The sequence below is a fragment of the Candidatus Berkiella aquae genome, assembly GCF_001431295.2.
GTDB classification, from domain to species: Bacteria; Pseudomonadota; Gammaproteobacteria; order Berkiellales; family Berkiellaceae; genus Berkiella; species Berkiella aquae.
Window position 1 is genome coordinate 3079631 of record NZ_LKAJ02000001.1, and the last position, 24144, is coordinate 3103774.

Here is a 24144-nt window from a genome sequence, read left to right on the forward strand (position 1 = left end):
GAGAAAACTGTTTTCACCTTATTCAAGACGTAATATCAAACAATTTTTAACTCGCTTCTCATCTTTTACTAAAAATGTAGATCGCTCTTACGCTACCCCAGCTCAAAATGCATCTATCGATCATTTAAAAGAAATGAATCTTGCTGATAAATTTTCAACGGTTTATGAAAATAATTTGTTTGGCGGCAATATTTCACGCTCAGGAGAAGGCTCTGATCTTGTTCAAACCGCTACTATTCGTGAAGCCATCCCTAAACTATTAGTTGAATTTAATATTTCTTCTATGCTTGACGCACCCTGTGGCGATTGGTATTGGATGAGAAATATTGTTTTAAATATTCCGCAATATATTGGTGTTGACATTGTTGATGCCCTTATTAAAAAAAACCAAACACTTTATTCTCGTGACAATGTCCAATTTAAGTGTGTTAATCTGGTTAAAGATTCTATCCCTCAGGCAGAACTTATCTTTTCAAGAGATTGCTTTGTACATTTAGCTTATCAAGATATCTTTGCGATTCTTCACCAATTCAAAGCATCTGGCGCCAAGTATTTGCTAACGACTACCTTTGTTGACAGACAACATAACGATGATTTAGGTGAAGGGTTCTGGCGACCATTAAATTTGCAATTAGCACCTTTTAATTTTCCTGAACCTGTTCGAATCATCAATGAAAATTGCACAGAAGAAAATGGTGCTTTCAATGATAAATCTTTAGCTCTATGGAAATTAGATGAATTACTGAATTAAGCAGATTGCGATGCCAACGTAGGATGAACAACGGGTTGCTCATTTTTCAGCATGCTTGGCGTAAAATACGCTGCCATTAAAAAATAAAAATGGCATTCGGTAAAATTATGCAACCATGAATTAAAGAAGCAGCCGATATAAAAGGCTAAGAATAAGCCTTTTGCTAAAATCAGTTCAAAACCCGTTAATTGTTGAATCATTTTCCATTGTTTGTAAAATAGATAAAACAAACAAAGGAGCCCCATTAAACCTAATTCAACCGCCATTTTGAGATATTGATTATGCGGATCGCCCGTTAATTTACCGAATTGCCCCACTTGCAAAGCATAGGCTTCGGGGAAACTACCCGTTCCTAAACCGAACAAGGGGTGTTGTAAAAAAAGCTGTATTGCATTGGTGGCATAATCAAGACGTGCACCAATGGAAGAAATTGAAGTGCCTTGTAAATATAAACCAAACTCTAACAAGCATTCATTGAATCGATGAGCAAATACGTTAGAAAACTGATAGGCTAATAATGTTGTTAGACAAACAATAAAGCTGCTAACCCAAATCCCTTTCCACTGATACCGATGCCAAGCAAACACCATAAAATAAATACTGGCAACAACATAACCAATTCTACCAGTATTCAAAAAGAGAAAATGAAATAAACAGATCCCAATCAAAAGCATGAAGCCCATACGATAATGCTTAAGAGTAATGAGCCAGCTCCATAATAAAAACAAGGCAGTCGCCATAAAATAACTGACCACGATATGATTTTTAAAAACATCATTACCATAGGTTCTTTGACCTATTGGCACACCACCATAGACCTTCAAGAAGGCACATATAGCTGTAACAACCATTGCCAAGACAAAGGCATATAAAATTGTTTTTTTAAATTTAAATGAAGCATCTTGTAAGTAATATGCAAAAATAGGAATAAAACTCAAACGATAAACTTGATATAACGCAGACCTCCCTTCTTCCCAGCTTGCAATAGTATAACTGGTACCCGCAACATTCACTGCAGCGATTAAAAGTAATGGCTTAATTAAAGGATAGTTAAAAGTATATAACCAGCGATCAATCGGATTTTTATCGACCAACCATATAAAGACAATACTATAGCTTAATATCAATGTAGCTGAGGTTGCTAGAGGTAAGGTAAAGGCAAAAAGCACCAATAGAAATTCGGCGACTGGACGAAGATAATCTCTCGCCCAAATTTTTTGGCAACAACCTGATATCAATTCACGGTTTCCAATATAGCGTGACTAACCGTTTGTTCTTCATTTAATAATGTTTGAATTTCGTCTACGCTTAGAAACCATGGATTGGTTTCTGAACTATATTCGAATCCTTCACAAACGGGATGGCCTTGTTCCCCTAATGCATTGATTCCATAATCAGCTTGAAAATGGCAAACAATACTGGGTTTTACAATGTAATGATCCTGAAATTCTAAAGTCATTCTTGCATCATCTTTGGTGCACATCAGTTCATGTAGTTTCTCACCTGCACGGATCCCAATCATTTTGGCTTTCACTTCTGGCGCTAAGGCCAAAATAATGTCCATAATGGTTGATGAGGGTAATTTAGGAATAAAAATTTCCCCACCATGCATGCGTTGGAAAGCTTTGGATACAAATTGGATACCATGATCTAAGGTGATCCAAAAACGAGTCATTCTTGCATCCGTCACGGGGAGTTCTTTTGCACCCTGACTTAGCAATTTTTTAAATAAAGGGACTACAGAACCTCTTGAACCCATGACATTGCCATAACGCACCACGGAAAAGCGGGTATGTCCTGTTACATCAATATTATTTGCAGCCACAAATAATCTATCTGCGGCAAGTTTGGTTGCACCATATAAATTAGCTGGATTAGCCGCTTTATCGGTTGATAAGGCAATCACCTTTTTGATTTTATGATGGAGTGCGACATTAATAATATTCTGTGCACCAATGATGTTTGTTTTAATACATTCCATTGGATTGTATTCAGCCGTCGGAATTTGTTTCAAAGCAGCCGCATGCACCACCAAATCAACACCATGACAAGCGGCACTAAGACGATTTTCGTCTCTAACATCACCTATCAAAAATTGAACCGCTTTTGCCTGTTCAAATTCTTGTTGCATCTCAAATTGTTTAAGTTCATCTCTTGAATAAACAATCACATTTTTGGGCTTATAATTTTTAAGAATATGTTTAATAAAAGCTTTACCAAATGAACCTGTTCCACCGGTAATTAAGATAGATTGATTATTAAACATATGTCTTCCTTGACTTATTATTGTTGTTTGCACTGAAAATCTTAATTCTCCGTTTTCTGAGAACTATCCATAGTAGGATTCATTATGTACGATCGTCAATAAGATTAAGCAAACTATTTTATGGTAGGCATGTGAAAAAAATGAAACAAATCATAGAATTGATATCACTTACAGGGTTAGTAAGTTTTCTATGATTTGTTGCCATAGCAATCTGTCTCACTTTAGAATAGTTATCAATAGTTCTCAATAACGATAACCACGTTGGTAATAAAAACTACCACTTCGTTGATAAGTGCTATTAGGATAAAAACCCCGATTAAGATAATGCACATTATGATAACGATTTACTAATAGTGCTTTATCCATCTCATTGGATTCAATGATGGCAGGATCAATTTGTGGAGGACTTAAGCTTTCACAACCAACCAGAAAAACCATACCTGTCAGTGCAATCAGCCTTGCTGCTTTCTTCATGGGTATACTCCCTTTATTCTCTACCCACTAACATTCGGCAAATAGGTGCAAAAAGATGAATGTATATTAATACAAGGCTGTTTATCTTAGTTCTCTAAGGGAACATAGATAGCAATTCGTTCCTCTTTAAAAGCTTGTGGAAACGCATCAAATACCATAAAAGCAGGAAGACTTTTTATTTTTTGATGCAAAGGCCAAGCGCCATAAATATAATGATAAGCAAGCCCCAAATTATTCGATTTTCCAAAATAATGAAATTTGGCATAAAAGCCCTTTGCAACTGTTTGTTTTTGAATATGCAGATCTTGTTTCAAAAACGAAACGCCCGCTGAAAATTTCACTTGATTAGCAGCAACTGCTCCCCCGTGGGGATTATCATGACCAATCCCAATAAAACACCCGGTAAAATCATCTCCTAACTCCGCCATACCAAGATGAGATTGCAACGTTTGCCACGCTAAAGGTGCAGCTTCAAAATAGGAACCTTGGCAAGTGACCGACTGTATGATCAATTCATTGATCTCGATTATTTCAGGATCTTCCAACGAAACAGATTCAAACTCCGATACAATATTGTGCTTCTCTCGAGCAAAAGTGGGTGAAAAGCCAAAAGACTTTTTGAATGAGCGAGCAAAAGCAGAATGATTTTCAAAACCTGCACTGAGTGCGATTTCTAATACTGAATTTTCCTTGTTTTGTAAACTACGAAAAGCCCATTCCATACGAAGTCGTCGCAAAAAGGCGCCTGCGGATTGATTGGTTGCTTCTTGAAAAAGTCGCTTCAACGAAGCAAGGGATATTCCTGCTGCTGCTGCAATATCTTCTAATGTGATGGTTTGATCAAGATTCGCGTAAAAAAAGCGCATTGCTTGCAGAAAATGATTTTGATCGGTGTCTTTCATGTGCATTATCCCATTTCATTGATGGGTATCATTTTAATCAAGCAAACAGGTCGTTGCTGTGCCAAAAAGCTCAAGAAGTAAAACTACCCTCTTTTTTGCGTTTAGATTCCGGTTCAATATGAATCGAAATTACACTATTGGCATGTAGACCTTTTAGAGCATTTTTAATTCTTCGGGAAATTTCATGAGCATTATCGACACTCATATCTCCTTTAACGACCAAATGGAAATCAATAAAAGTCATATGCGCGGCCTCACGCGTACGTAGATGATGTATTTCAATCGCTCCCTCTAAATTAGCCGCAATAGTCTCTTGTATTCTTTTCAATTCAGCTTCCGGTAATGAGCTGTCCATTAGACCATTAATGCTATCCCTGACTAGTTCCCAACCTGACCAGATAATATGCAATGCAACTAATGATGCTAAGGTAGGATCTAATCTTTGCCAACCTGTGAGCGCTACCAGTAAAACACCGAGAATAACCCCACCCGAAGTATAAACATCGGTTAATAAATGTTTACCATCGGCTTCTAATGCAGGCGAGCGATTTTTTCTGCCTTTGGAAATCAGCAACCAACTCCAAGCACCATTCAAAAAGGTGGCTAAAATGCTGATACCAATACCCATCATCGGTGCATCTAAGGGATGTGGATTGAGGAACGCTTTATAGGCTTCTCGTAAAATCGTAAAAGAAGCAACCCAGATAAGGATGCCTTCTAATAAGGCCGCTAAATATTCTGCCTTGGAATGGCCGTAGGCATGATCATCATCTGCTGGCTTGCTACTAATTTTGATGGCAATAAAAGCAGCTATGGCTGTAATCACATTCACAATGCTTTCGATGGCATCAGAGTAAAACGCCACACTTCCTGTCACGTGAAAAGCAATATACTTAAACCCCAAGACAACAATGCTCATACCAATATTAGCAAAAGCAATTTTGGTTACTAAGGGGTCCATCTTTTCAGAAGAATGTTTAGTCAAATCTAAAGTCGCACTAACCAAGTTGTTGTTATTTCAAGGTAGCACTGTCCTTTCAGACGATCAATGTAAAAGTTAACTATATAGATTATTTAAATACAGCTCGCCTACAGTTTGCCACAGCTTGTCTGCGGGATCTTTAATCTGGATGCCGCAGGCAAGCCGCGGCAAGTAGCGCGTGTTTGGATGTCCTGTACATGCTTGCCCGCCATAGCCTGCAGGCGAAGGCGGAAATCAATCCCGACCTCTTATATATGGATGTCCTGCGTGCAAACTGTCGCGAGTTTTCGTTTGATGCGCCTCGCAGAGGTGCCAGAGCGGTCGAATGGGGCGGCCTCGAAAACCGTTGTACCCTAATAAGGTATCCGCGGGTCGACAAATCGGCAGGATTGCCGATTTGGACGCGCAAGCGCCCAAAGGGTGAGCGCCACGGATGGCGCGCTTGTCCGCCGTAGCCTTGGAAGCGAAGGCGGAAGTCAATCCCGACCTCTTATATATGGATGTCCTGCGTGCAAACTGTCGCGAGTTTTCGTTTGATGCGCCTCGCAGAGGTGCCAGAGCGGTCGAATGGGGCGGCCTCGAAAACCGTTGTACCCTAATAAGGTATCCGCGGGTCGACAAATCGGCAGGATTGCCGATTTGGACGCGCAAGCGCCCAAAGGGTGAGCGCCACGGATGGCGCGAATCAATCCCGACCTCTTATATATGGATGTCCTGCGTGCAAACTGTCGCGAGTTTTCGTATGATGTGCGCCTCGGAGAGGTGCCAGAGCGGTCGAATGGGGCGGTCTCGAAAACCGTTGTACCCTAATAAGGTACCGAGGGTTCGAATCCCTCCCTCTCCGCCATCCGCCTACGCTTAAGCTTCGGCGTGATGGGACATCGCGACCGAAGATTTAGCGGAGCAGATGCCACGCCGAAGTCTATGCCGTGGGCAGACGAAGGCGGGCAATTCATTATTCACAATCCTGTAACCCACCTACGCACCCGCCTTCGCTTAAAAGCTTCGGCGTGGTAAATCTTTCTAAAAGACAAATCCTTTATTTCCCCGTATATTGTTATGGCCCAACAATAAAATTTTTGTTGAAAAACTAACCTATCCAAGGATGCTGGTAATGGATGCCAAATCAAAGAATGTACTGATTGTTGAACTGAATGAATTTAATACAGACATAATTCAGTCGGCTGTCAATCAATACTCTCTTCCTGCGTTAGCTAAAATTTGGCGCTTTCCCAAAGTCCACTACAAAAGCCCTGATCGTTACAATAGCGGCTATTTAGAGCCTTGGGTGCAATGGGTTAGCATTCACAGCGCAACCCCCTCAAGTGAGCATCGTATTAAGCATTTAGGCGATGTACCTGATTTAACTTTTAAACAATGCTGGGAAGTGCTGAGTGACTATGGGATTTCTATGGGCGTTTGGGGCGTGATGAATGGTGCTTGCCAAAGCGCTAAACAGGTTCCTTTTTTTCTACCCGATCCTTGGACTTTTACCGAAGCAGCAAAACCAACCGCACTAAACAATTTATTAGAGCTACCCCGTTATGTCGCTAAAAATTATCAACATTTAAGCAAAATGACGTTACTCAAAAAAGCATGGAAATTATTCGCTTTTATCGCAACCTCGAGGCAGGGTAGCGCAATTTTCAAAGAAGTGTTTGCCCTGATTAAATCTCTTATCAAGCACGGCAAACATCATTACGTGTTTATCAGCTTTTTTGATTATATTTCAACATTATTATTTAGCGAATATAAGAAAAAATATAATCCTCGCGTTAGTATTCTGTTTCTCAATTCATTGGCCCATATTCAACATCATCATTGGCACGATGGCCCTGAAAAGGTGACTCCTGAAATACTACATGGCTTGCAACAAATTGACAGACTTTTTGCTCATTTACTAAAAACCTTCCCTCATGATGCGATTGTTGTTCATAATGGCTTATCACAAATGAACACCAATCATGAAAAACCTTGGGTACTTTATCGACAAAAAGATCCCGCTGCTTTTTTAAAAGCGCTTGGTTTACCGATTGTGCGAGTTGAACAGCATATGACTCATGACGGGCATGTCTTCTTCACTAATGCTAAAGACTGTGACGATGCTTTTACGGCGTTACGAAATGCAACGATTGCCGAAAAATCTTTATTTCATGTTGAAAAAAATGCGCATGATGATTGTAAATTATTCTATCAACTCAAATTTACCGATATGCTACCCGACAAAAATATTACTTTTACTTTTCAAGAAAAGGAATACGCCTTTTTTAGCTATTTCGATGAAATCGTGACGCGAACTGGGCGACATATTCCCATGGGTACCATCTTTAGCGATACGCTTGTTTTTCCTGATCAGTTATATAATCATGAGTTTAATCAATATCTTTATCATTATTTACTGCCAACAGAATATCCTTTGCCGATGGTTGATAAAGTCATGCCACGAGAGGAAGTTGTATGAAGCCAGTTATTGTTATTCCTGCCTATAAACCCGATACATCGTTGTTAAGCCTTGTGGCAGAATTACAAGCACAGGCGGATACGCCTATTTTAATTGTCAATGATGGTTCAGGTCTTACCTATGAAGCTATTTTTGACGCATTAAGAGCACAAAAAAACATTACGGTTATCGAACATGCTATTAACTTGGGAAAGGGCCAGGCCTTAAAAACGGCTTTTAACTACTTTCTAACGCATTATCCTGATTCACCTGGTGTTGTCACCGCCGATGCTGATGGTCAACATCTATGCGTTGACATTGTCAATGTCAGCGCGCAGCTGAATAAGCACAGCAATACATTATGGCTTGGAGTACGCTCTTTTAAAAATGGGGTTCCACTGCGCAGTCGTTTTGGTAATCAGTTAACTCGTTGGGTATTTCGCTTGTTAATTGGACAATCCTTACAAGACACGCAAACAGGCTTACGTGGCATTCCGCGCCATTTTCTAAAAACGTTGCTTAAGACACCTTCTACCGGCTATGATTTTGAACTCGATATGTTGATTAGTGCTTCTGTTCAGAGATTGCCTATGCGCGAATTGCCGATTGAAACTGTTTATAAAGACGACAATAAGAGTTCACATTTTAATCCGCTGATTGATTCATTGAAGATTTATTTTGTCTTTATTCGCTTTCTCATTTTTTCAGTTATTAGTGGCCTGCTCGACTTTTTAGCATTTTCTTTCGCTTATATGTTATGTGGACATATTTTAGTGAGCGAATCATTAGCAAGAATTTTTTCGGGAACTTGTAATTTTCTGCTCAATAAAGAATTAGTGTTCAAATCCAAAGATAATATTCTGCCGGAAGCCTTAAAATACGCGCTTTTATGCTTGGTGAATTTAGCCTTTTCTTATGGACTGATTTCGAGCTTGGTCTATCTCGGCGCTAATGTCTATGCCAGCAAAATGATTGCACTCATCGGTCTTTTCTTCGCTAATTTTGCGATTCAAAAACTACTGGTCTTTGGTAAAGAAGAAACCCTCGCTGCCAAAATATAAAAGCCATTAATATCTGTCTCAAAAATAACATTTGAGACAGATATGAGATCTATTTTTTCCTACTGCCTGCTTTTTTGTCTTTATCTTTATCTTTATCTTTATCTTTATCTTTGCCATCTTTAGCTTTGCCATCTTTAGCGGTTTGCTCAGTAACCGTAGAACTTGCTGTCAAAGAAAGACGTGGCGACTCGTTTTGCCCCGCATAAAGCGCTCTTTGTGGAAAGGTCCATGGGGTAACAGGCACATGAGAAGGTGTGCTTGAGCTGGTAATGGGGCTCGAAAGAAGAATAGGACTCGGATGAGGGCTCGGACTCGAATCGGTATTTAAACTGGTACTTAAACTCGTGCTAGCCTCAGATAAACTCGCATCTAAAGCAATTGAGTCATAGCTCTCTATACCGTTTTCTTGCAAAATATGGAATGCTTGAGCCGCGATTTCTCTGTTATACGAATCTCTTAATGCTAGCAAGTGTTTGATAATTCGTGTCTCTTCTTCATCTAATAATTCAGATTGAGAAACACGCTTCACACTTGAACTAGTTGAAGGCATTACTGAAGATTTTGTGTCTTTGCTTATCGTGCTGTGACTATTCGTCTTGAACAATTTCCCTAATCTCGAACCTCTTGATGGTTCAGCCTTGATTGGAGGCTCTGTCACACTCGCTTGTGGTTTAGCAGTTAAGCGCTTGTGTTTTATTACTAGTAATTGCTCACTGGCTGTTCTTAAAAAAGCCAGATCTGCCATGCATTGAAAGAGATTATGCAGCTCATCAACCGGGACATAATGCGCATGAGGATGACAATTGGCGTGTACTTTGATATACGCTAACATATTAGCCACCTGCTCACACTCTGGCCCCGTTAAGTGTTTTGCAAGAAACTGGAACGGAACCAATGATTGCTTGGGTCCAACATGCCAAGCATATAATAGCGCAGCAACCTGCAACATTGCATTTTCTTCATTGCATGCAAAACGCTCCTCTAACACGTCTGAGGCAAATTGAGCCAATCCAATCCTTTTGGCTAACAAGATTAAATAATCATCTTGATGATAATCATCGCCCAGTTTCTCTTCTTTAGGCGGATTACCCCCTCGAGAAGCTTTGATACCAAAGAAATTTTGGGTTCCTAAACAGATCATCGCATCTGCTATCTTATCAAGATCGTCTACGATGCCTACCTGCAATTGCTTTTGGGAACATTCACCGCTAGCAAAGGAATAGGTTTGCGAACCAGGACGAAAATGCTCATTTAAAAAAGTTGTTAGATGATAATTTTTGCCGTGATACTTTGTGTGAATTAATCCATCAAAAGCTTGTTCCATCTGAAGTGAAATTTTTTGCCCTTCTTCGGTAACATGAAGTGTCTCTAATTGCGCTCTGATTATCGCCATCGCCTCTTCTAGGCTATGAAAATCCTTTGTGTTGCTATTTCCATTCGTTCCTCCAGCAAAAATAAGATGCTCTTGCGGAATATGAATACCAAATTTCTCAAGATCCTTAACATATTGTCTGACAGGATACGTTGTTTCCGTATCGCTAGGCGTTCTATACGTTACAATGCCACAATGTTGATTACGAGCAAGCGTTTGAAAAAGTAGAATGGGTAATAACAAGTGAGCATTTTTGATGACATTATCCAGCAAGCGGATAGAGGTATCATCCATATCCCAAAAGGTAAAGAAAACATCTTCGTCAGATTTAACTGACTTAGAAAGAGATGTAGGAGCTTTAAGCATATATTCTTCGTTCAATTAAGAATAAGTAGCGCATTTTATCGATTTTATTCCGATATTTGCAACCGCTTATTTATGCTCTCTAGCGCCTTCAATGATTCTGGCAAAGAAGTACGGCTTAGGTAAGGAAAGTCGATATAACTGCGCAGGTCGATGGCTAGCGCGGCGAATATTACCCGTCTCTTCCAAAAAATCTGCATCGAGCAAGCGACGTCGTAACGATTTTTTTTCTACACAAAAACCTAATACGGCTTCATAGGCTTTTTGCACTTCGGTTAAGGTAAATTCTTGCGGCAGCAAAAAAATGGGTAAGGAGGTATAAAGTGATTTATTTTGCAAACGTTGCAAGCTTTCTTCGATCAAGGTTTGATGATCAAACGCCATCTTACTGGTTAACACCGCCTCAACTGGCATCCAACATAGATTCGGTTGCTGCGCAATCACATGGTGATCCATCAGCGCATAGTAAACAACCGCTAACGACCATTCATTAGGAATGCGATCTTTTGAACCTTTGGTTTGCACTTGTTCTAAATATAATATTTTCGAACCATGAGGCGAACCCAGCGCTCTTTTCGCGGTATCTTCCAAAGAATGATCTTGTTCTATATCAATAATGCTTCCAGGTATTTGCCAACTTGCATCATGGGTTCCTTCATTAACCAATAAAACGCATAATTGATTTGCCTTTAAGGAAAAAGCAACAACATTCACCGCAACTTGCAAGGGTTTGCTCATGATATGACATCCTTATCAGTATATAAATGATACTGAAGGATATAATCAGCAATAGACGTTCCAACTAGTTCAACTAAATGCTTTTTTAACTCACTTCTTTTCTTATAAAATTGTTGAATGACTTCTCGCACCATCGTACTGTGAATCGCTACCTTTTCTTTCACAACATACAACGGCCAACGCGCTTCGATATCTTGGTAACGATAAAATCGTTGCCAGACCTCAGGTACAGCAAGATCAGGGCCCACAATAAATTGGATCTGCGCTGATTGATGCTTACTATAAAGAGTTTCAATCGTCTCTAACACATCGTAGGTGTAAACAAAGGGTTGTTTGGGATGTTTACTTTGAATATGAGGTTCGATATTGAAAATCATCACACGATGTTGCTCATCGACTGATAGCTCATTTTCAATTAATAGTTTTAGCATGTCTAAACGATTTTCAAGTGGACTTAAACTTTTTTTAAATGCATGCAATACACTGGGTACTAATAAAATTTCATCAAAATCATGACATGCTTGTTCGATGACGCTTTGATGCCCCAGTGTCGGTGGATTAAAACTGGCTCCCATGATCCCGATTCGCTGCATTTTTAACTCGTTCCAGATTGACAAACTAGCACACTTATTACATCATGTTAGTGTGGGTGTGCCACTAAGTCAAGAGAGGAAGTTATGCGCTCAATCGGTCTGAAAAAGACAATTGCCAGTATCGATGTAGATACGCAGAATGGCTTTACTCCTCTTTGCCCTACAGAACTTCCTGTACCCGACGGTGAACAAGTCGTTGCAGAATTAAACCAACAAGCGACTTTTGCACAATACAGAGTTGGCACCAAAGACGCCCATCCTGCCAATGCCGATTGGGTGAGCACACAAGATGCCCCTGTTTTAAGCCCTATTGTTGGCAGAAATATGGATTTACGTTGGCCAGTACATTGCGTTCCTGGCACAAAAGGTTTTGAACTGGTCAAAGGTTTGCCTCATGTTAGCCAATATGATTTCTTTGTTTATAAAGGCGTTGAACCCGATATGCATCCCTATGGGGGGTGTTACCATGACTTTGCAGAAAAAGTCAGTACGGGTTTAATTGAGTTTCTTCGTTGTAAAGAAGTAAAAACCGTGTTGGTTGGCGGCTTGGCAACCGATTATTGCGTTAAATATACAGTGCTACAATTATTAGCAGCCGGTTTTGAAACTATTGTGAATCTAGGTGCCTGTCGCGGCATCTCACCCCAAACCACGCAGGACGCTATCAAAGAAATGAAAGCACAAGGTGCTATTATTATCGAATCCTCCCGCGAACTGCGACAGTTCGATCAATTGTCAGAGGTTATACATGGCTGAGCCGATTATTCGCTCGCTACTTGACACGGATCTTTATAAACTCACCATGATGCAATGTGTCATGCATCAGTTTCCCAGTGTCGAAGTTGAATACCAATTTAAAAGTCGTAAACCTTTGGATCTCAAACCCTACCTTGATGAAATCCAAGAGCAGATAACACTTTTTTGTGAATTATCTTTTACCGATGATGAATTAGCTTATTTAAGTTCTTTGAGCTTTTTTAAGCCTGATTTTATTGAATTTTTACGCACCTTTCGCTTGCAAGCGAGCCATGTTCACTTTTCTTTCGCCGATGAACTGAAGCTCTCAATCAAAGGACCTTGGGCATTCACCATTTTATTTGAAGTGCCCCTGCTCGCTATCATTAGTGAAATTTATTATCGTGCAAATTATCCAGAAGAAAACTTTGTTATTGCGAAACAACGATTAACTGAAAAACTGCAGTATGTTAAAACACACTATCCCCAATTGCGATTTTCCGATTTTGGAACACGCCGTCGTTTTTCAAATGCTTGGCATACGCATGTGATTGATACCTTACAACAAGAGTTACCCGAAGCTTTTATCGGTACCAGTAATATTTATTTTGCTAAAACTTTTGGTTTGAGACCAATTGGCACCATGGCTCATGAATATTTGCAAGCCTGTCAAGTGCTAGCCCCTACACTGTTAGGAAGTCAAAAATTTGCACTAGAAGCCTGGTTAAAAGAATATCCTCACGATCTGGGTATTGCGCTTACCGATGTCCTCACGATGGACATCTTCTTACAAGAGTTTGACGCAAGCCTTGCTAAGCATTATCAAGGTCTACGACAAGACTCAGGCGATCCATTTGTTTGGGGCAATAAAGCCTTACAACATTATGCAGCGCTAGGAATTAATGCAAAAGAAAAATCTTTTGTTTTTAGCGACAACCTAAATATTCCCTTAGCAATAGAAATTGCTCAATACTTTCAAGACAAGTGTTATCCCGTTTTTGGCATTGGTACGAATTTAACCAATGATATGGGACACCCCACTTTAGATATCGTCATTAAAATGACTTATGCCAATCAACAACCTGTCATTAAAATATCTGATAGTAAAGGCAAAACCATTTGTGAAGATCCTAGGTTTTTACAAACGGTAAAAGAACAATTTAAACTAAAGGATTAATCATGCGCATTGCTGTTGCTCAGCTTAATTATAAACTCGGTGATTTTGCAGGCAACTTTGCTAAAATTGCCAATGCCATTCAGACACATCACGATTATGATCTTGTTGTCTTTTCAGAGCTGTGTTTATCAGGCTATTATCCCGGTGATCTCATTGATTATCCTCAATTTTTAGAAACACAAAACCATTTTCTTGAGAAGGTTAGTGCTTTAACGCAGAATGGGCCGGCTGTTATTATCGGATTTATTAGTAAAAATCCAAACAAAGGAAAACCCTTTTATAATAGTTTGGCATTATTCGCCAATCATCAACAACGCACTATTTATCATAAAAGACTGTTGCCCGTTTATAATATTTTTGATGAAGCAAGACACTTTGCGCCAGGTAAAACCCCTGGCATTGTTGAGTTCAATCAACTCAAAATAGGACTGCTTATCTGTGAAGATGGCTGGGCATCGCTCAATGATTATTTATATGATTGTGATCCTGTACAGGATTTAATGCAACACCCCTTAGATCTCATCATTTGTATCAATGGTTCACCAAGCAATGTCGGAAAACAAAAAGAACGCTTAACACAATTTTCATCTATTGCTAAACGATGCCAAGCTCCACTTATTTTTACTAATCAAGTCGGTGCTAATGATGATATTGTTTTTGATGGGGCAAGTTTTATTCTTGATAATGAAGGCAAATCTTTAGGCGCCTTACCCTCATTTTCTGAATGTGTTGGCACTTTTTCTTTTAATGAAGGCACAATTCACTCATTAAACCACTTCCAGCAAACCTCTTTAGTGCCTGAAATCGCATTGTGTTATCAACAAATTATTTTAGGATTGCAAGATTACGCACAAAAATGTGGTTTTCATCAAGTGGTATTAGGCGTTTCGGGTGGACTCGATAGTGCAATCACATTAGCATTGGCCGTCAAGGCACTGGGTGCTCGTAATGTCATTGGTCTTGCGATGCCTTCACGCTATTCTTCTAAAGCGAGCTTAGATGACGCAATGGCCTTGTGTCATACTTTCAATGTTCAACTATTCGTTGCTTCTATTGAAGATGAATTTTCACTTGCCTTAAATCAATTTACTAAAATCTATGGTGAAAAACCAAAGTCGCTCACAGAGCAAAATATTCAAGCAAGACTTCGTGGACGATTCCTCATGGAATATTCCAATCAAACCGGTGCTTTAGTTTTATCAACCGGTAACAAAAGCGAGCTTAGTGTAGGCTATACGACTTTATATGGTGATATGACAGGTGGTTTAAATCTCATCGGCGATTTATACAAAACCGAGGTTTATGATCTTTGTGAATATTTTAACCAACTTCATCCTGATACGCCTATTCCTGTGAATATTATTCGCAAAGCACCCAGTGCCGAACTCGCCCCCGAACAAAAAGACAGTGACAACATGCCTGAATATGCGATTCTGGATCCTATTTTGAAACTCTATATTGAAGGCGATCTCTTACCAAAAGAAGAATATTCTCGTTACCAAACCATCACAGCAAAATTAGATCCTGCCATCATCAAACGAGTACGCAATATGGTTGATAAGGCTGAATTTAAACGCCGTCAAGCAGCGCCTATTATCAGGTTACAACGCCGTGCTTTTGGTTTTGGTCGTCAATTACCCATTACCGGTACCTTTCCATGATATAAAAGCATGATCGCCTAAAGCCGTCTATACCTAAAGAGAGGGAAATGACGGAGAAATAGAATATGCCTTATGCCAATTCCATTCTAGAATGCATTGGGCGTACGCCATTAGTAAAGCTGCAAAAAGTAGTGAATAAAAAGGCAGCTACTGTCTTAGTAAAATGCGAATTTATGAATCCAACCGGTTCAATTAAAGATCGCATGGCGCTTTACATCATCGAGCAAGCGGAAAAGAAGGGCTTATTACGCCCTGGCGGCACTATCGTTGAAAACACTTCGGGTAATACAGGTCTTGCTTTAGCCATGATTGCCGCAGTCAAAGGGTATAACGCGATATTTACCTTACCTGATAAAATGAGCCAAGAAAAAATTAATATGCTTAAAGCATTTGGCGCTGAAGTCGTGATTACACCTACTGATGTCCCAGGTGACTCACCAGAACACTATGTCGAAGTAGCTAAACGTATTGCCCGTGAAACACCCAATGCTTTCTATGTTAACCAATATCATAATCCCGATAATATTACTGCTCATTATTATTCAACCGCAACAGAGCTCTGGCAGCAAACCGAGGGGAAAATTGACGCCTTTGTTGCAGGCACGGGCACGGGTGGCACTATTTCAGGTGTCGGTCGATATTTTAAAGAACATCATTATCCCGCTAAAATCATTGGCGTCGATCCTATCGGTAGTGTTCATTATGATTATTTTTACACTCGTCAATTAGTCGAGCCTCATGTTTATAAAGTAGAGGGCATTGGTGAAGATATCTTATGTGAAGCACTCGATTTTTCTGTCATTGATGAAATGCGCCAAACCAATGATGCGCAAGCTTTCACGATGGCCAGACGCTTAGTGCGTGAAGAAGGTTTATTTTGTGGAGGCTCATCGGGTGCCATCGTGCATACCGCTGTTGAAATTGCCAATGAATTACCACCCTCTAAAACGGTTGTGGCATTATTAACTGATTCGGGCAGTCGCTATATTAGCAAATTTCTTAATGATGATTGGATGAAAAAAAATGGTTTCTAAAAAAGAGCCAGGGTTTGCAACTAAAGCAATCCATGCTGGCTTTTCCCATGATAAAGCAACGGGAGCCGTCATGCCTCCCATTTATATGGCCTCAACCTATGCCCAATTAAGTCCAGGCCATCCCATTAGCAAATATGAATACTCGCGTACTGCCAATCCTACTCGTGATGTACTTGAAGCGAATTTAGCAACGCTTGAAAATGGTCGTTTTGGCTTGTGTTTTGCTTCCGGGTGTGCAGCACTTAATACTTTATTACAAGCACTTCCTTCTGGCAGTCATGTGATTATTAGTGATGATGTTTATGGCGGAACCTTACGATTATTAAGTCAGATCTTTACACCAATGGGTTTACATTACACCCAATGTGATATGACCGACATTAATAACATCGAACAAGCAATTAATGAAAATACTCAATTAATTTGGTTAGAAACACCCTCAAATCCATTACTGAAAATTATCGACATCACTGCTGTTGCGCAATTGAAGCAACAGAAATGCCCGAATGCTTGGCTTGCGGTTGATAATACGTTTGCAACTCCTTATTTACAAACACCGCTTGATTTAGGGGCTGATATTGTTTGTCATTCAACAACTAAATATATCGGTGGGCATTCTGATGTGATTGGCGGTGCATTGATTGTCAATAACGAAACATTGGCACAAAAACTCTATTTCTTACAAAACGCAACCGGTAGCATTCCAAGCCCGATGGATTGCTATTTATTGTTACGTTCCATCAAGACCTTACACGTTCGCATGAATGCACACTGTCACAATGCTAAAACCATTGCTAAGGCGTTAAGCAGTCATCCGAAAGTAAGCCGCGTTATTTATCCTGGCTTAAGCACACATCCTGAGCATTATCTTGCAACCAAGCAAATGCGAGATTTTGGCGGCATGATCAGTATTACGTTAACGGATGGACCCAAAGCGGTTATTCCATTCTTAAAGAAACTCAAGATTTTCACCTTGGCAGAATCTTTAGGCGGTGTTGAGTCTTTAATTGAGCACCCTGCTGTCATGACCCATGCAGCAATTCCTGCAGAGCATCGTAAAAAAATTGGTATTGAAGATAGTTTGATACGGATATCGGTGGGAATTGAAGCGGTGGATGATCTATTAGAAGATTTAAATCAAGCTTTGTAATAATCCCCCCGCAAGCTTCGCTTTCGGCCCCCTTTGAATAAAAGGGGGCCGATCGCGCTTGTCCGGCATAGCGGGCATAGCGTAGCGAAGACGGAAGCGAGCTGGGGGATTTTATATTAGGCAGTTTGAGTTAAGGAAATACCCAATCGCTGAGCCACTTCTTCATAACCTTCAACGACATCGCCCATATCTTTACGGAAACGATCTTTATCTAAGACCTTCTTCGTTTGCGCATCCCAAATACGGCAACCATCTGGAGAGAATTCATCGCCAAGAATTAGCGTGTCCTGATAAACACCAAATTCCAATTTATAATCAACCAAAATTAAACCTGCATCGCTGAATAACTTTTTCAGTACTTCATTGACAGCAAAAGTATAGGTTTTCATTTGATCGATCTGTTCTTGCGTCGCCCAACCAAAGGTAATAATCAAAGAATCATTAACCATGGGATCATGTAACGCATCATTCTTCAAAAAGAATTCAAACGTTGCAGGTTTTAATTCAAGACCCGGTTCAACGCCCAAACGACGGCATAAGCTACCTGCCGCAACATTACGCACAACACACTCAACCGGTATCATCTTTAAACGTTTCACAAGAGAAGCATCTTCACGCACCATTTTAATAAAATGGTTGGGGATCCCAGCTTGCTGTAGTTTTTGCATGATGAATGCATTGAATTGGTTATTGACCATGCCTTTGCGATCTAACTGGACAATTTTTTCACCATCAAATGCAGACGTGTCATTTCTATAAACACATAATAATTCATCTGCGTTTTCGGTAGCATAAAGCGATTTAGCTTTACCTTTGTATAATAATTGTTGAGTATCCAAAAGAACCTCCTAAGACTGACTCAATTCACCAAAACCGGGGGGCACAATTGATACTGCGTCAACTCGACCTGGTATCACATCGGGAAAGGAGTAATGTTCTTGTCCTTTCAAATAAGATAAATCTTCAGGTACACGTAACGGTGCCATTACAGTACTAGCGAGATAATCTTTTTCACGATCGCGCACATACTTCATACGTTGTTGATTTACTTGTTGGCACCCTGTTGATAGTAGGCTAAACATCAACACCGACATGATTGTTTTATTTAATTTTTTCACACTCTCACCACATAAAGTCATATTAATTTACTGCGGCCATTTTTAAGGCTTGAATCATTTTCTCATGGTATTGTGATGCCAATACCGTTAATGGCAAACGAATACCATTTTCAATTTTTCCTAAATAATGCATTGCCCATTTTATGGGAATAGGATTCGCTTCAATAATGCAAAGCTTATGAAGCGATTGTAAGGTTTGATCTAATGAAGTTGCCTTCTCTCGCTCTTGATTCAGCGCTAATTCACACATTGCTTGCATTGCTCGAGGTGCAGCATTCGATGTCACTGAAATCACACCATGGCCACCTAACATCATAAATTCACAAGCGGTTGGATCATCTCCACTATAAAAAAGAAAGTCTTTAGGACATTGTGCTTGCAAAGCTTTTAAACGTTCTAAATTACCGGTGGCTTCTTTTATACCGATAATATTTTTACTTTGACTTAAGTTTGCAACCGTTTCAGGTTGTAAATCACAGCCAGTACGTGACGGTACATTATATAACAAGATAGGCATATCAACTTGATTTGCGACCGCATTAAAATGCTGAATTAACCCTGCTTGAGTAGGACGATTATAGTAGGGGGTGACAATTAAACAGCCATCCGCCCCCAGCTCTTTAGCCATTTGCGTTTTTTTAATCGTACTTGCAGTCGCATTGGTTCCGGTTCCTGCAATGATGGGGATTCGTTTTTTAGCTGTTTGTAGGGCACATTTAAGAATATGTGCTTGTTCATCGGTTGTGAGTGTTGGCGATTCACCCGTGGTACCTGAGATAACAATTGCAGCAGTACCTTCACCTATATGCCATTCAACTAAATCATTAAGTGCCTTGTCATCGACTTCCCCATTAGACTTCATGGGGGTAACTAACGCAACGCAACTGCCTGCAAACATCGCCTTTTCTCCCTGATAAATAGTATGTGCAAACTAACATGTCGCCCATTGGAATGACAAGGAACTATTCGGTGAAATACCACTTCATCGTCGGCAAAATAATGATAAACTGCGCTCTCGCCGTTTAAAGCCAGGTAACCATCTATGTCCATGAATAATCAACATTATCTTGTTATTACCGCCCTAGGCAGTGATCGACTCGGGATTCTTGAAACCTTTACTAAACTCAGTAAACAGTGTGGTGGCAATATCCTCGAAAGCAAATTATCCACCATGGGTGAAGAATGCGCCATTTTGTTCCACCTAAGCGGTACTTGGAATGCCATTGCCAAGCTCGAAGCTGCGCTACCTAGCCTTGCAGAACTCCATCGTTTTGCAATTCATTGCAAAAGAACGCTGCCTAAAAATGCAGCCAATGCGCTTCCTTATCAAGTACAGGTATTTGCCAAAGATCGTCCAGGGATCTTAAATGAACTCGCGACTTTTTTCAGTCGCCAAGGGATTTTGGTTGATAAAATGGAAACTGAAACTTATTTAGCCAAAAATAATACGACTATGTCGAACATTATATTGGCGATCAATATTCCAGCTAAACTTCATATCGCAACCATCAGAGAACGTTTTATGGAATATTGCGAAGATCGCAATTTAGATGCCATGTTAGAACCTTCAAAATAGGCTACAGCCTGTCTCAAAAGTATTTTTTGAGACAGCTTTCAAATCGGCGCTCTAGGCCAAGCAGTTAATACCGCTTTAACCAAAATAGCTAAGGGAATAGCAAAAAATAATCCCCAAAATCCCCACCAGCCGCCAAAAATCAGAATCGCTAAAATGATAGCAACCGGATGCAAGCTCACCGCGCCTGAAAATAATAAGGGCACCAAAACACTACCATCAATCGCTTGAATCACCCCATAAACTAACAATAAATAGGCAAAATCTTTTCCCAACCCCCATTGGAAAAAAGCAACAAATACCACAGGGATCGTCACCACTGCAGCACCAACATAAGGAATTAACACTGACAATCCCACTAAAACTGATAACAAGACCGCATAACGCATGTCAAAAATATAAAAGGCAAGATAGGTTGAAAGTCCAACGATGATCACTTCTGCAGCCTTGCCACGAATATAATTTCCCATTTGTCTGTCTACTTCATTCCACACTTGCGATAACAGTTGGCGATTTTGTGGTAAGAAATTACCTGCCCATTGCAATATGGTTTGATAATCCTTGAGAAAGAAAAAGACCAATAAAGGGACTAAAACCACGTAAACAATTAATGAAATAACGCTTGGAATCGAAGTTAACGATAGTGCAACGAATGTTTTAACATTTTGCTTTACTTGTAGTGAAAAAGTTAATAACCAATCATCAACGGTTTCTTTGGTAACATATTGCGGAAATTCTGCAGGTAATAGATAAATAAATTGTTGCACCCGCGTGATCATAGAGGGTAGCTCTTGTATCAAGCGCAATAATTGTTGCCATACCAATGGCCAAAGAATCAGGATACCTGTTAAGAAAAATCCTAAAAAAGCTGAGTAAACTAATAAAACGGCGATTAAACGCGGCATGCCTTTGGCAATTAAGATATCGGTTATCCAATGCAATAAATAGGCAATGATAATGCTAGCAAAAACGGGGGCTAATATTTGTCCCATACATAACAATAAAAAAGACCCCACTAATAATAACGAAAGCAGCAATATTGCTTGCGGATCAGAAAAGTAACGCCGCCCGAAACTTCTCACACTGCTTATCACTTTGCCTCCATTATTAAGTTAGCTTGATAATTTAATAGATAATTGTCCAAGCACTTTAGCATTTTGTAGGTTAAAATACTTTGTAACACGCCAAATATTATAGAGGAAATCTGTTTGGTTAGGGCCGTTTTTCTTATCGTCCTTTGCCTGCTCTCGATACGTTCGATAGCGGATGACCTTCCGGATTTAGGCAATGCGGCTAATGCTGTATTGAGCCCCCAACAAGAATACGAGCTTGGGGCCTCTGTCATGAAGGAGCTCAAAAGCGCGCTGGCGATATCGAATGATGTGATTACAACGGAATACATCCATGCACTTGGATATCGTTTATTAGCGACCCAAAGCCAATCACAACCCAATTATCAATTTTTTATCGTTAAAGATAAGACCATCAATGCGTTTGCCTTACCCGGTGGGTTTGTCGCCGTCAATACGGGCTTGATTCTCGCAACCGAAGCAGAAAGTGAATTAGCTGGCGTGCTCGCACACGAAATTGGCCACGTACAACAAAAACATATTGCCCGTATGTACGCCCATGCAGGTCGCTTAAGACTATCGACTATTGCAGGCATGATTGCCTCCATTATCATTGCAACGCAAAGTCCTCAAGCTGCTCAAGGTGCACTTGCAGCTACATTGGCAGGAAGCCAACAGGCGCTGATCAATTTTACACGCGACCATGAAAAGGAAGCAGATTATGTCGGGATCCAAACCCTTGCAAAGGCAGGCTTTGATCCGATGGGTATGCCAACCTTTTTCCATCGAATGTATCAAGACACGCGTTACCATGGTAATCACGTTCCTGAATATCTAATGACTCACCCATTAACAGAAGCACGTATGGTTGCTGCGCAATCACGAGCCAAGCAATTCCCTTATAAGCAAATTACTGATAGTTTACAGTATCACTTAATCCATGCACGCGTGACACTTTATCAATTTCCTTCTCCTCGAGAAGCTAGTAATCATTTTGCCAAAGTATTAGCCCGAGGTAATTACCGTAACCGCCTTGGCATTATTTATGGCTATGCGTTAGCACTGATTGAAGAAGGAAAGCCTAGCGCAGCTAAACCGTATTTAGATGAATTATTAGCCGCAATTCCTGATCAACCTCTATTTCATTTGGCTTATGCACAAATGGAGATGGGATTGGGTGAGCGCGACATGGCGTTAGAGCATCTAGCGACCACCTTAAAAAATCACCCCAAAAATTACACCTTGACGCTCACTTATGCAGATTGGTTACTGCGCTGCGGCAAAACCACCGATGCTATTTCGTTTTTACAAAAACAAGTTGCTATTAAGTCCAATCGTCATGAATTTTGGCATTTGCTATCGCAAGCACAAGCTCGGGCGAAGCAACCCTTAAAATCGCATTTAGCCCAAGCTCAGTATCTTAAATTAACTGGAGATTATCTGGGCGCATTAACTCAGTTACGCTTAGCCAAAAAGATTACTCCTCTTTCTGTTCAAGATGCCAAACAAATTGAAGCAGAACTCAAAATCGTTGAAAAACTTCAGCCAACCAAGTCCTAATCGCCGTTAGGTTATACACAAAAACTGTGGATAACATTGTGGAAAATGCGAGGGAAAAACCATTCAGCGTTGATTTTGCTTTCCTTCACAGCGCATGCACAAATCTTGCCCACTTTATTTTTTTGGTGAGGATTCAATAGCTTCGCATCGTACTTTTTTAGAAAAATATCTTTTTTTAGGTAACTGTCAGGTTTTATTACAGGTCAGAAATAAAACTATTTTTAGCGGACAAGCTGTGGATATGTTTGAGATACTCAAATCATTTTGCTTTGAGGCTAGGCGCCTTGCCTCAAGCAACCGGAGTTTACATAAAGTAAATGAGGATTGCGAAGAGGCGTAGGCAACAACGCCTCAAAGCAAAATGAGAAGAGTATCTTATCGGTTGTATTGCGGATCATCAGTCCAACGACCGCCACTGCTAGGAGGGGGTTCTTGGGTAGGCTCTGCTGCCGGAGGCGGTGGTGGTTCTGCCTGTTTTTTCGGCGTATTCGGTAACTTGGGCCCTTTATTTGAATTCAGATCAGGCAATGGCAAACCACTGGATTGCGTTGCCGTTGGATTTTGTTGTTCGGAGCTAAAAGATTCACCAAACATATTGGTTGCAAATGGGATCCCAATTGATATCAAACCTAATATGAATAACGTGATTGGTGTTGTTAGCGGGACTAGTTTAGGACTTTGACGATGTATTTTGTATTGCGCAAGCGCCCCCAGTAACAATGCAACACCGATAATAAAGCAAGCAAGTAATGCAAGCTTTGTCATGAAAGAAACCGGTGTCATTAAGTTTTCTGCTGCATCACCAATGGATGCATGCTCTCCTCCTGCGTGCAAGGAAAAGGGCAGCAACAATAATAGCCATAAACTATATTTGTTAATTTTCGAGTAGATACGCATCATATCTGTTCATATCCTTGTTCAACCTATGTTTAGTTTACAACAAAAAACTCTATTGAAAAAAGGATTGCCCTGCCCTTAAAGCCTGCAAAAAAATTCAGGCATTTTATCTATTAAGCTTGCAAATTATCGTAAAAGCCACTAAGGTGTCGTTATAGCGTATTAACACATTATTACATCCGGCTTCCGTCTTCGCTCTTCGAGCTACGCCGGACAAGTCGCTTTTT

21 protein-coding genes, 1 tRNA gene and 1 pseudogene are annotated in these 24144 nt (G+C 40.2%); 10 read left to right on the forward strand and 13 right to left on the reverse strand.

The features are described from left to right. Window positions 1-747: 747 nt before the first annotated feature. From HT99x_RS13495 to HT99x_RS13515, 5 genes are all read right to left on the reverse strand, one after another. Window positions 748-1989, reverse strand: coding sequence for an O-antigen ligase family protein (locus HT99x_RS13495; protein ID WP_075065403.1), 1242 nt, complete (start codon window positions 1987-1989; stop codon window positions 748-750). Then, window positions 1986-3017 carry a UDP-N-acetylglucosamine 4,6-dehydratase (inverting) gene (pseB, locus tag HT99x_RS13500; RefSeq protein WP_075065402.1) on the reverse strand — a complete coding sequence of 344 codons (1032 nt, stop codon included), beginning with the start codon at window positions 3015-3017 and terminating at the stop codon, window positions 1986-1988. Before pseB ends, HT99x_RS13495 begins: the two co-directional genes overlap by 4 nt. A 243-nt stretch (window positions 3018-3260) precedes the next feature. After that, window positions 3261-3491, reverse strand: coding sequence for a hypothetical protein (locus HT99x_RS13505; RefSeq protein ID WP_075065401.1), 231 nt, complete (start codon window positions 3489-3491; stop codon window positions 3261-3263). 86 nt (window positions 3492-3577) lie between these two features. Beyond that, complete coding sequence (locus HT99x_RS13510) at window positions 3578-4393, reverse strand: helix-turn-helix domain-containing protein (protein WP_075065400.1); 816 nt, start codon at window positions 4391-4393, stop codon at window positions 3578-3580. 70 nt (window positions 4394-4463) lie between these two features. Then, complete coding sequence (locus tag HT99x_RS13515) at window positions 4464-5378, reverse strand: cation diffusion facilitator family transporter (RefSeq protein ID WP_200957091.1); 915 nt, start codon at window positions 5376-5378, stop codon at window positions 4464-4466. Window positions 5379-6131: 753 nt separating this feature from the next. Between HT99x_RS13515 and HT99x_RS13520 the strand changes: the two genes are divergently transcribed. The 3 genes from HT99x_RS13520 (at window position 6132) to HT99x_RS13530 (ending at window position 8876) form a co-directional block, all read left to right on the forward strand. Beyond that, a tRNA-Ser gene (locus HT99x_RS13520) sits at window positions 6132-6222 on the forward strand. A 267-nt stretch (window positions 6223-6489) separates the two neighbouring features. After that, window positions 6490-7836, forward strand: a complete 1347-nt coding sequence (locus HT99x_RS13525; RefSeq protein WP_075065399.1) for a hypothetical protein — start codon at window positions 6490-6492, stop codon at window positions 7834-7836. Beyond that, entirely contained in the window at window positions 7833-8876 is a 1044-nt protein-coding gene (locus tag HT99x_RS13530) for a GtrA family protein (protein WP_075065398.1), read from the forward strand. The genes HT99x_RS13525 and HT99x_RS13530 overlap by 4 nt, the downstream gene beginning before the upstream one ends. Before the next feature lie 49 nt (window positions 8877-8925). Here the strand turns inward: HT99x_RS13530 and HT99x_RS13535 are convergent, their stop codons facing one another. The 3 genes from HT99x_RS13535 to HT99x_RS13545 all read right to left on the reverse strand — a co-directional run bounded on the left by HT99x_RS13535 (window position 8926) and on the right by HT99x_RS13545 (window position 11942). Next, entirely contained in the window at window positions 8926-10614 is a 1689-nt protein-coding gene (locus tag HT99x_RS13535) for a hypothetical protein (RefSeq protein WP_075065397.1), read from the reverse strand. Between the two features lie 66 nt (window positions 10615-10680). Further along, window positions 10681-11349 (reverse strand): NrtR DNA-binding winged helix domain-containing protein, encoded by a 669-nt coding sequence (locus HT99x_RS13540; RefSeq protein ID WP_075065396.1) that lies wholly within the window; start codon window positions 11347-11349, stop codon window positions 10681-10683. Beyond that, entirely contained in the window at window positions 11346-11942 is a 597-nt protein-coding gene (locus HT99x_RS13545) for an adenylyltransferase/cytidyltransferase family protein (RefSeq protein ID WP_075065395.1), read from the reverse strand. Before HT99x_RS13545 ends, HT99x_RS13540 begins: the two co-directional genes overlap by 4 nt. An 84-nt stretch (window positions 11943-12026) precedes the next feature. Here HT99x_RS13545 and HT99x_RS13550 point away from each other — a divergent pair, with 84 nt between their 5' ends. The 5 genes and pseudogenes from HT99x_RS13550 (at window position 12027) to HT99x_RS13570 (ending at window position 17699) form a co-directional block, all read left to right on the forward strand. After that, window positions 12027-12698 (forward strand): isochorismatase family protein, encoded by a 672-nt coding sequence (locus tag HT99x_RS13550; protein ID WP_075065394.1) that lies wholly within the window; start codon window positions 12027-12029, stop codon window positions 12696-12698. Further along, window positions 12691-13854, forward strand: a complete 1164-nt coding sequence (gene pncB, locus HT99x_RS13555; protein ID WP_075065393.1) for a nicotinate phosphoribosyltransferase — start codon at window positions 12691-12693, stop codon at window positions 13852-13854. The genes HT99x_RS13550 and pncB overlap by 8 nt, the downstream gene beginning before the upstream one ends. A gap of 2 nt (window positions 13855-13856) precedes the next feature. Beyond that, complete coding sequence (locus HT99x_RS13560) at window positions 13857-15515, forward strand: NAD+ synthase (protein WP_083482798.1); 1659 nt, start codon at window positions 13857-13859, stop codon at window positions 15513-15515. A gap of 65 nt (window positions 15516-15580) precedes the next feature. Further along, window positions 15581-16546, forward strand: a pseudogene (locus tag HT99x_RS13565) (PLP-dependent cysteine synthase family protein); the annotation flags it as partial. Beyond that, complete coding sequence (locus tag HT99x_RS13570) at window positions 16539-17699, forward strand: cystathionine gamma-synthase (protein ID WP_075065390.1); 1161 nt, start codon at window positions 16539-16541, stop codon at window positions 17697-17699. The pseudogene HT99x_RS13565 and the gene HT99x_RS13570, both read left to right, overlap by 8 nt. 116 nt (window positions 17700-17815) lie before the next feature. Here HT99x_RS13570 and purC read toward each other — a convergent pair whose 3' ends face one another. The 3 genes from purC to dapA are packed head-to-tail and all read right to left on the reverse strand — an operon-like array spanning window position 17816 to window position 19715. Further along, entirely contained in the window at window positions 17816-18538 is a 723-nt protein-coding gene (gene purC, locus HT99x_RS13575) for a phosphoribosylaminoimidazolesuccinocarboxamide synthase (protein WP_075065389.1), read from the reverse strand. Window positions 18539-18547: 9 nt separating this feature from the next. Further along, window positions 18548-18838, reverse strand: coding sequence for a hypothetical protein (locus tag HT99x_RS13580; RefSeq protein WP_075065388.1), 291 nt, complete (start codon window positions 18836-18838; stop codon window positions 18548-18550). Window position 18839: 1 nt separating this feature from the next. After that, window positions 18840-19715, reverse strand: a complete 876-nt coding sequence (dapA, locus tag HT99x_RS13585) for a 4-hydroxy-tetrahydrodipicolinate synthase (RefSeq protein ID WP_075065387.1) — start codon at window positions 19713-19715, stop codon at window positions 18840-18842. Window positions 19716-19859: 144 nt separating this feature from the next. On the opposite strand from dapA, the gene HT99x_RS13590 reads away from it, so the two are divergent. After that, complete coding sequence (locus HT99x_RS13590) at window positions 19860-20393, forward strand: ACT domain-containing protein (protein ID WP_083482797.1); 534 nt, start codon at window positions 19860-19862, stop codon at window positions 20391-20393. Window positions 20394-20431: 38 nt separating this feature from the next. On the opposite strand, the gene HT99x_RS13595 is transcribed toward HT99x_RS13590, so the two are convergent. Beyond that, window positions 20432-21484 carry an AI-2E family transporter gene (locus tag HT99x_RS13595; protein ID WP_075065386.1) on the reverse strand — a complete coding sequence of 351 codons (1053 nt, stop codon included), beginning with the start codon at window positions 21482-21484 and terminating at the stop codon, window positions 20432-20434. Window positions 21485-21733: 249 nt separating this feature from the next. On the opposite strand from HT99x_RS13595, the gene HT99x_RS13600 reads away from it, so the two are divergent. Next, window positions 21734-23020 carry a M48 family metalloprotease gene (locus HT99x_RS13600; RefSeq protein ID WP_075065384.1) on the forward strand — a complete coding sequence of 429 codons (1287 nt, stop codon included), beginning with the start codon at window positions 21734-21736 and terminating at the stop codon, window positions 23018-23020. 375 nt (window positions 23021-23395) lie between these two features. Here the strand turns inward: HT99x_RS13600 and HT99x_RS13605 are convergent, their stop codons facing one another. Beyond that, window positions 23396-23920, reverse strand: coding sequence for a hypothetical protein (locus HT99x_RS13605; RefSeq protein WP_075065383.1), 525 nt, complete (start codon window positions 23918-23920; stop codon window positions 23396-23398). Between the last annotated feature and the right edge of the window lie 224 nt (window positions 23921-24144).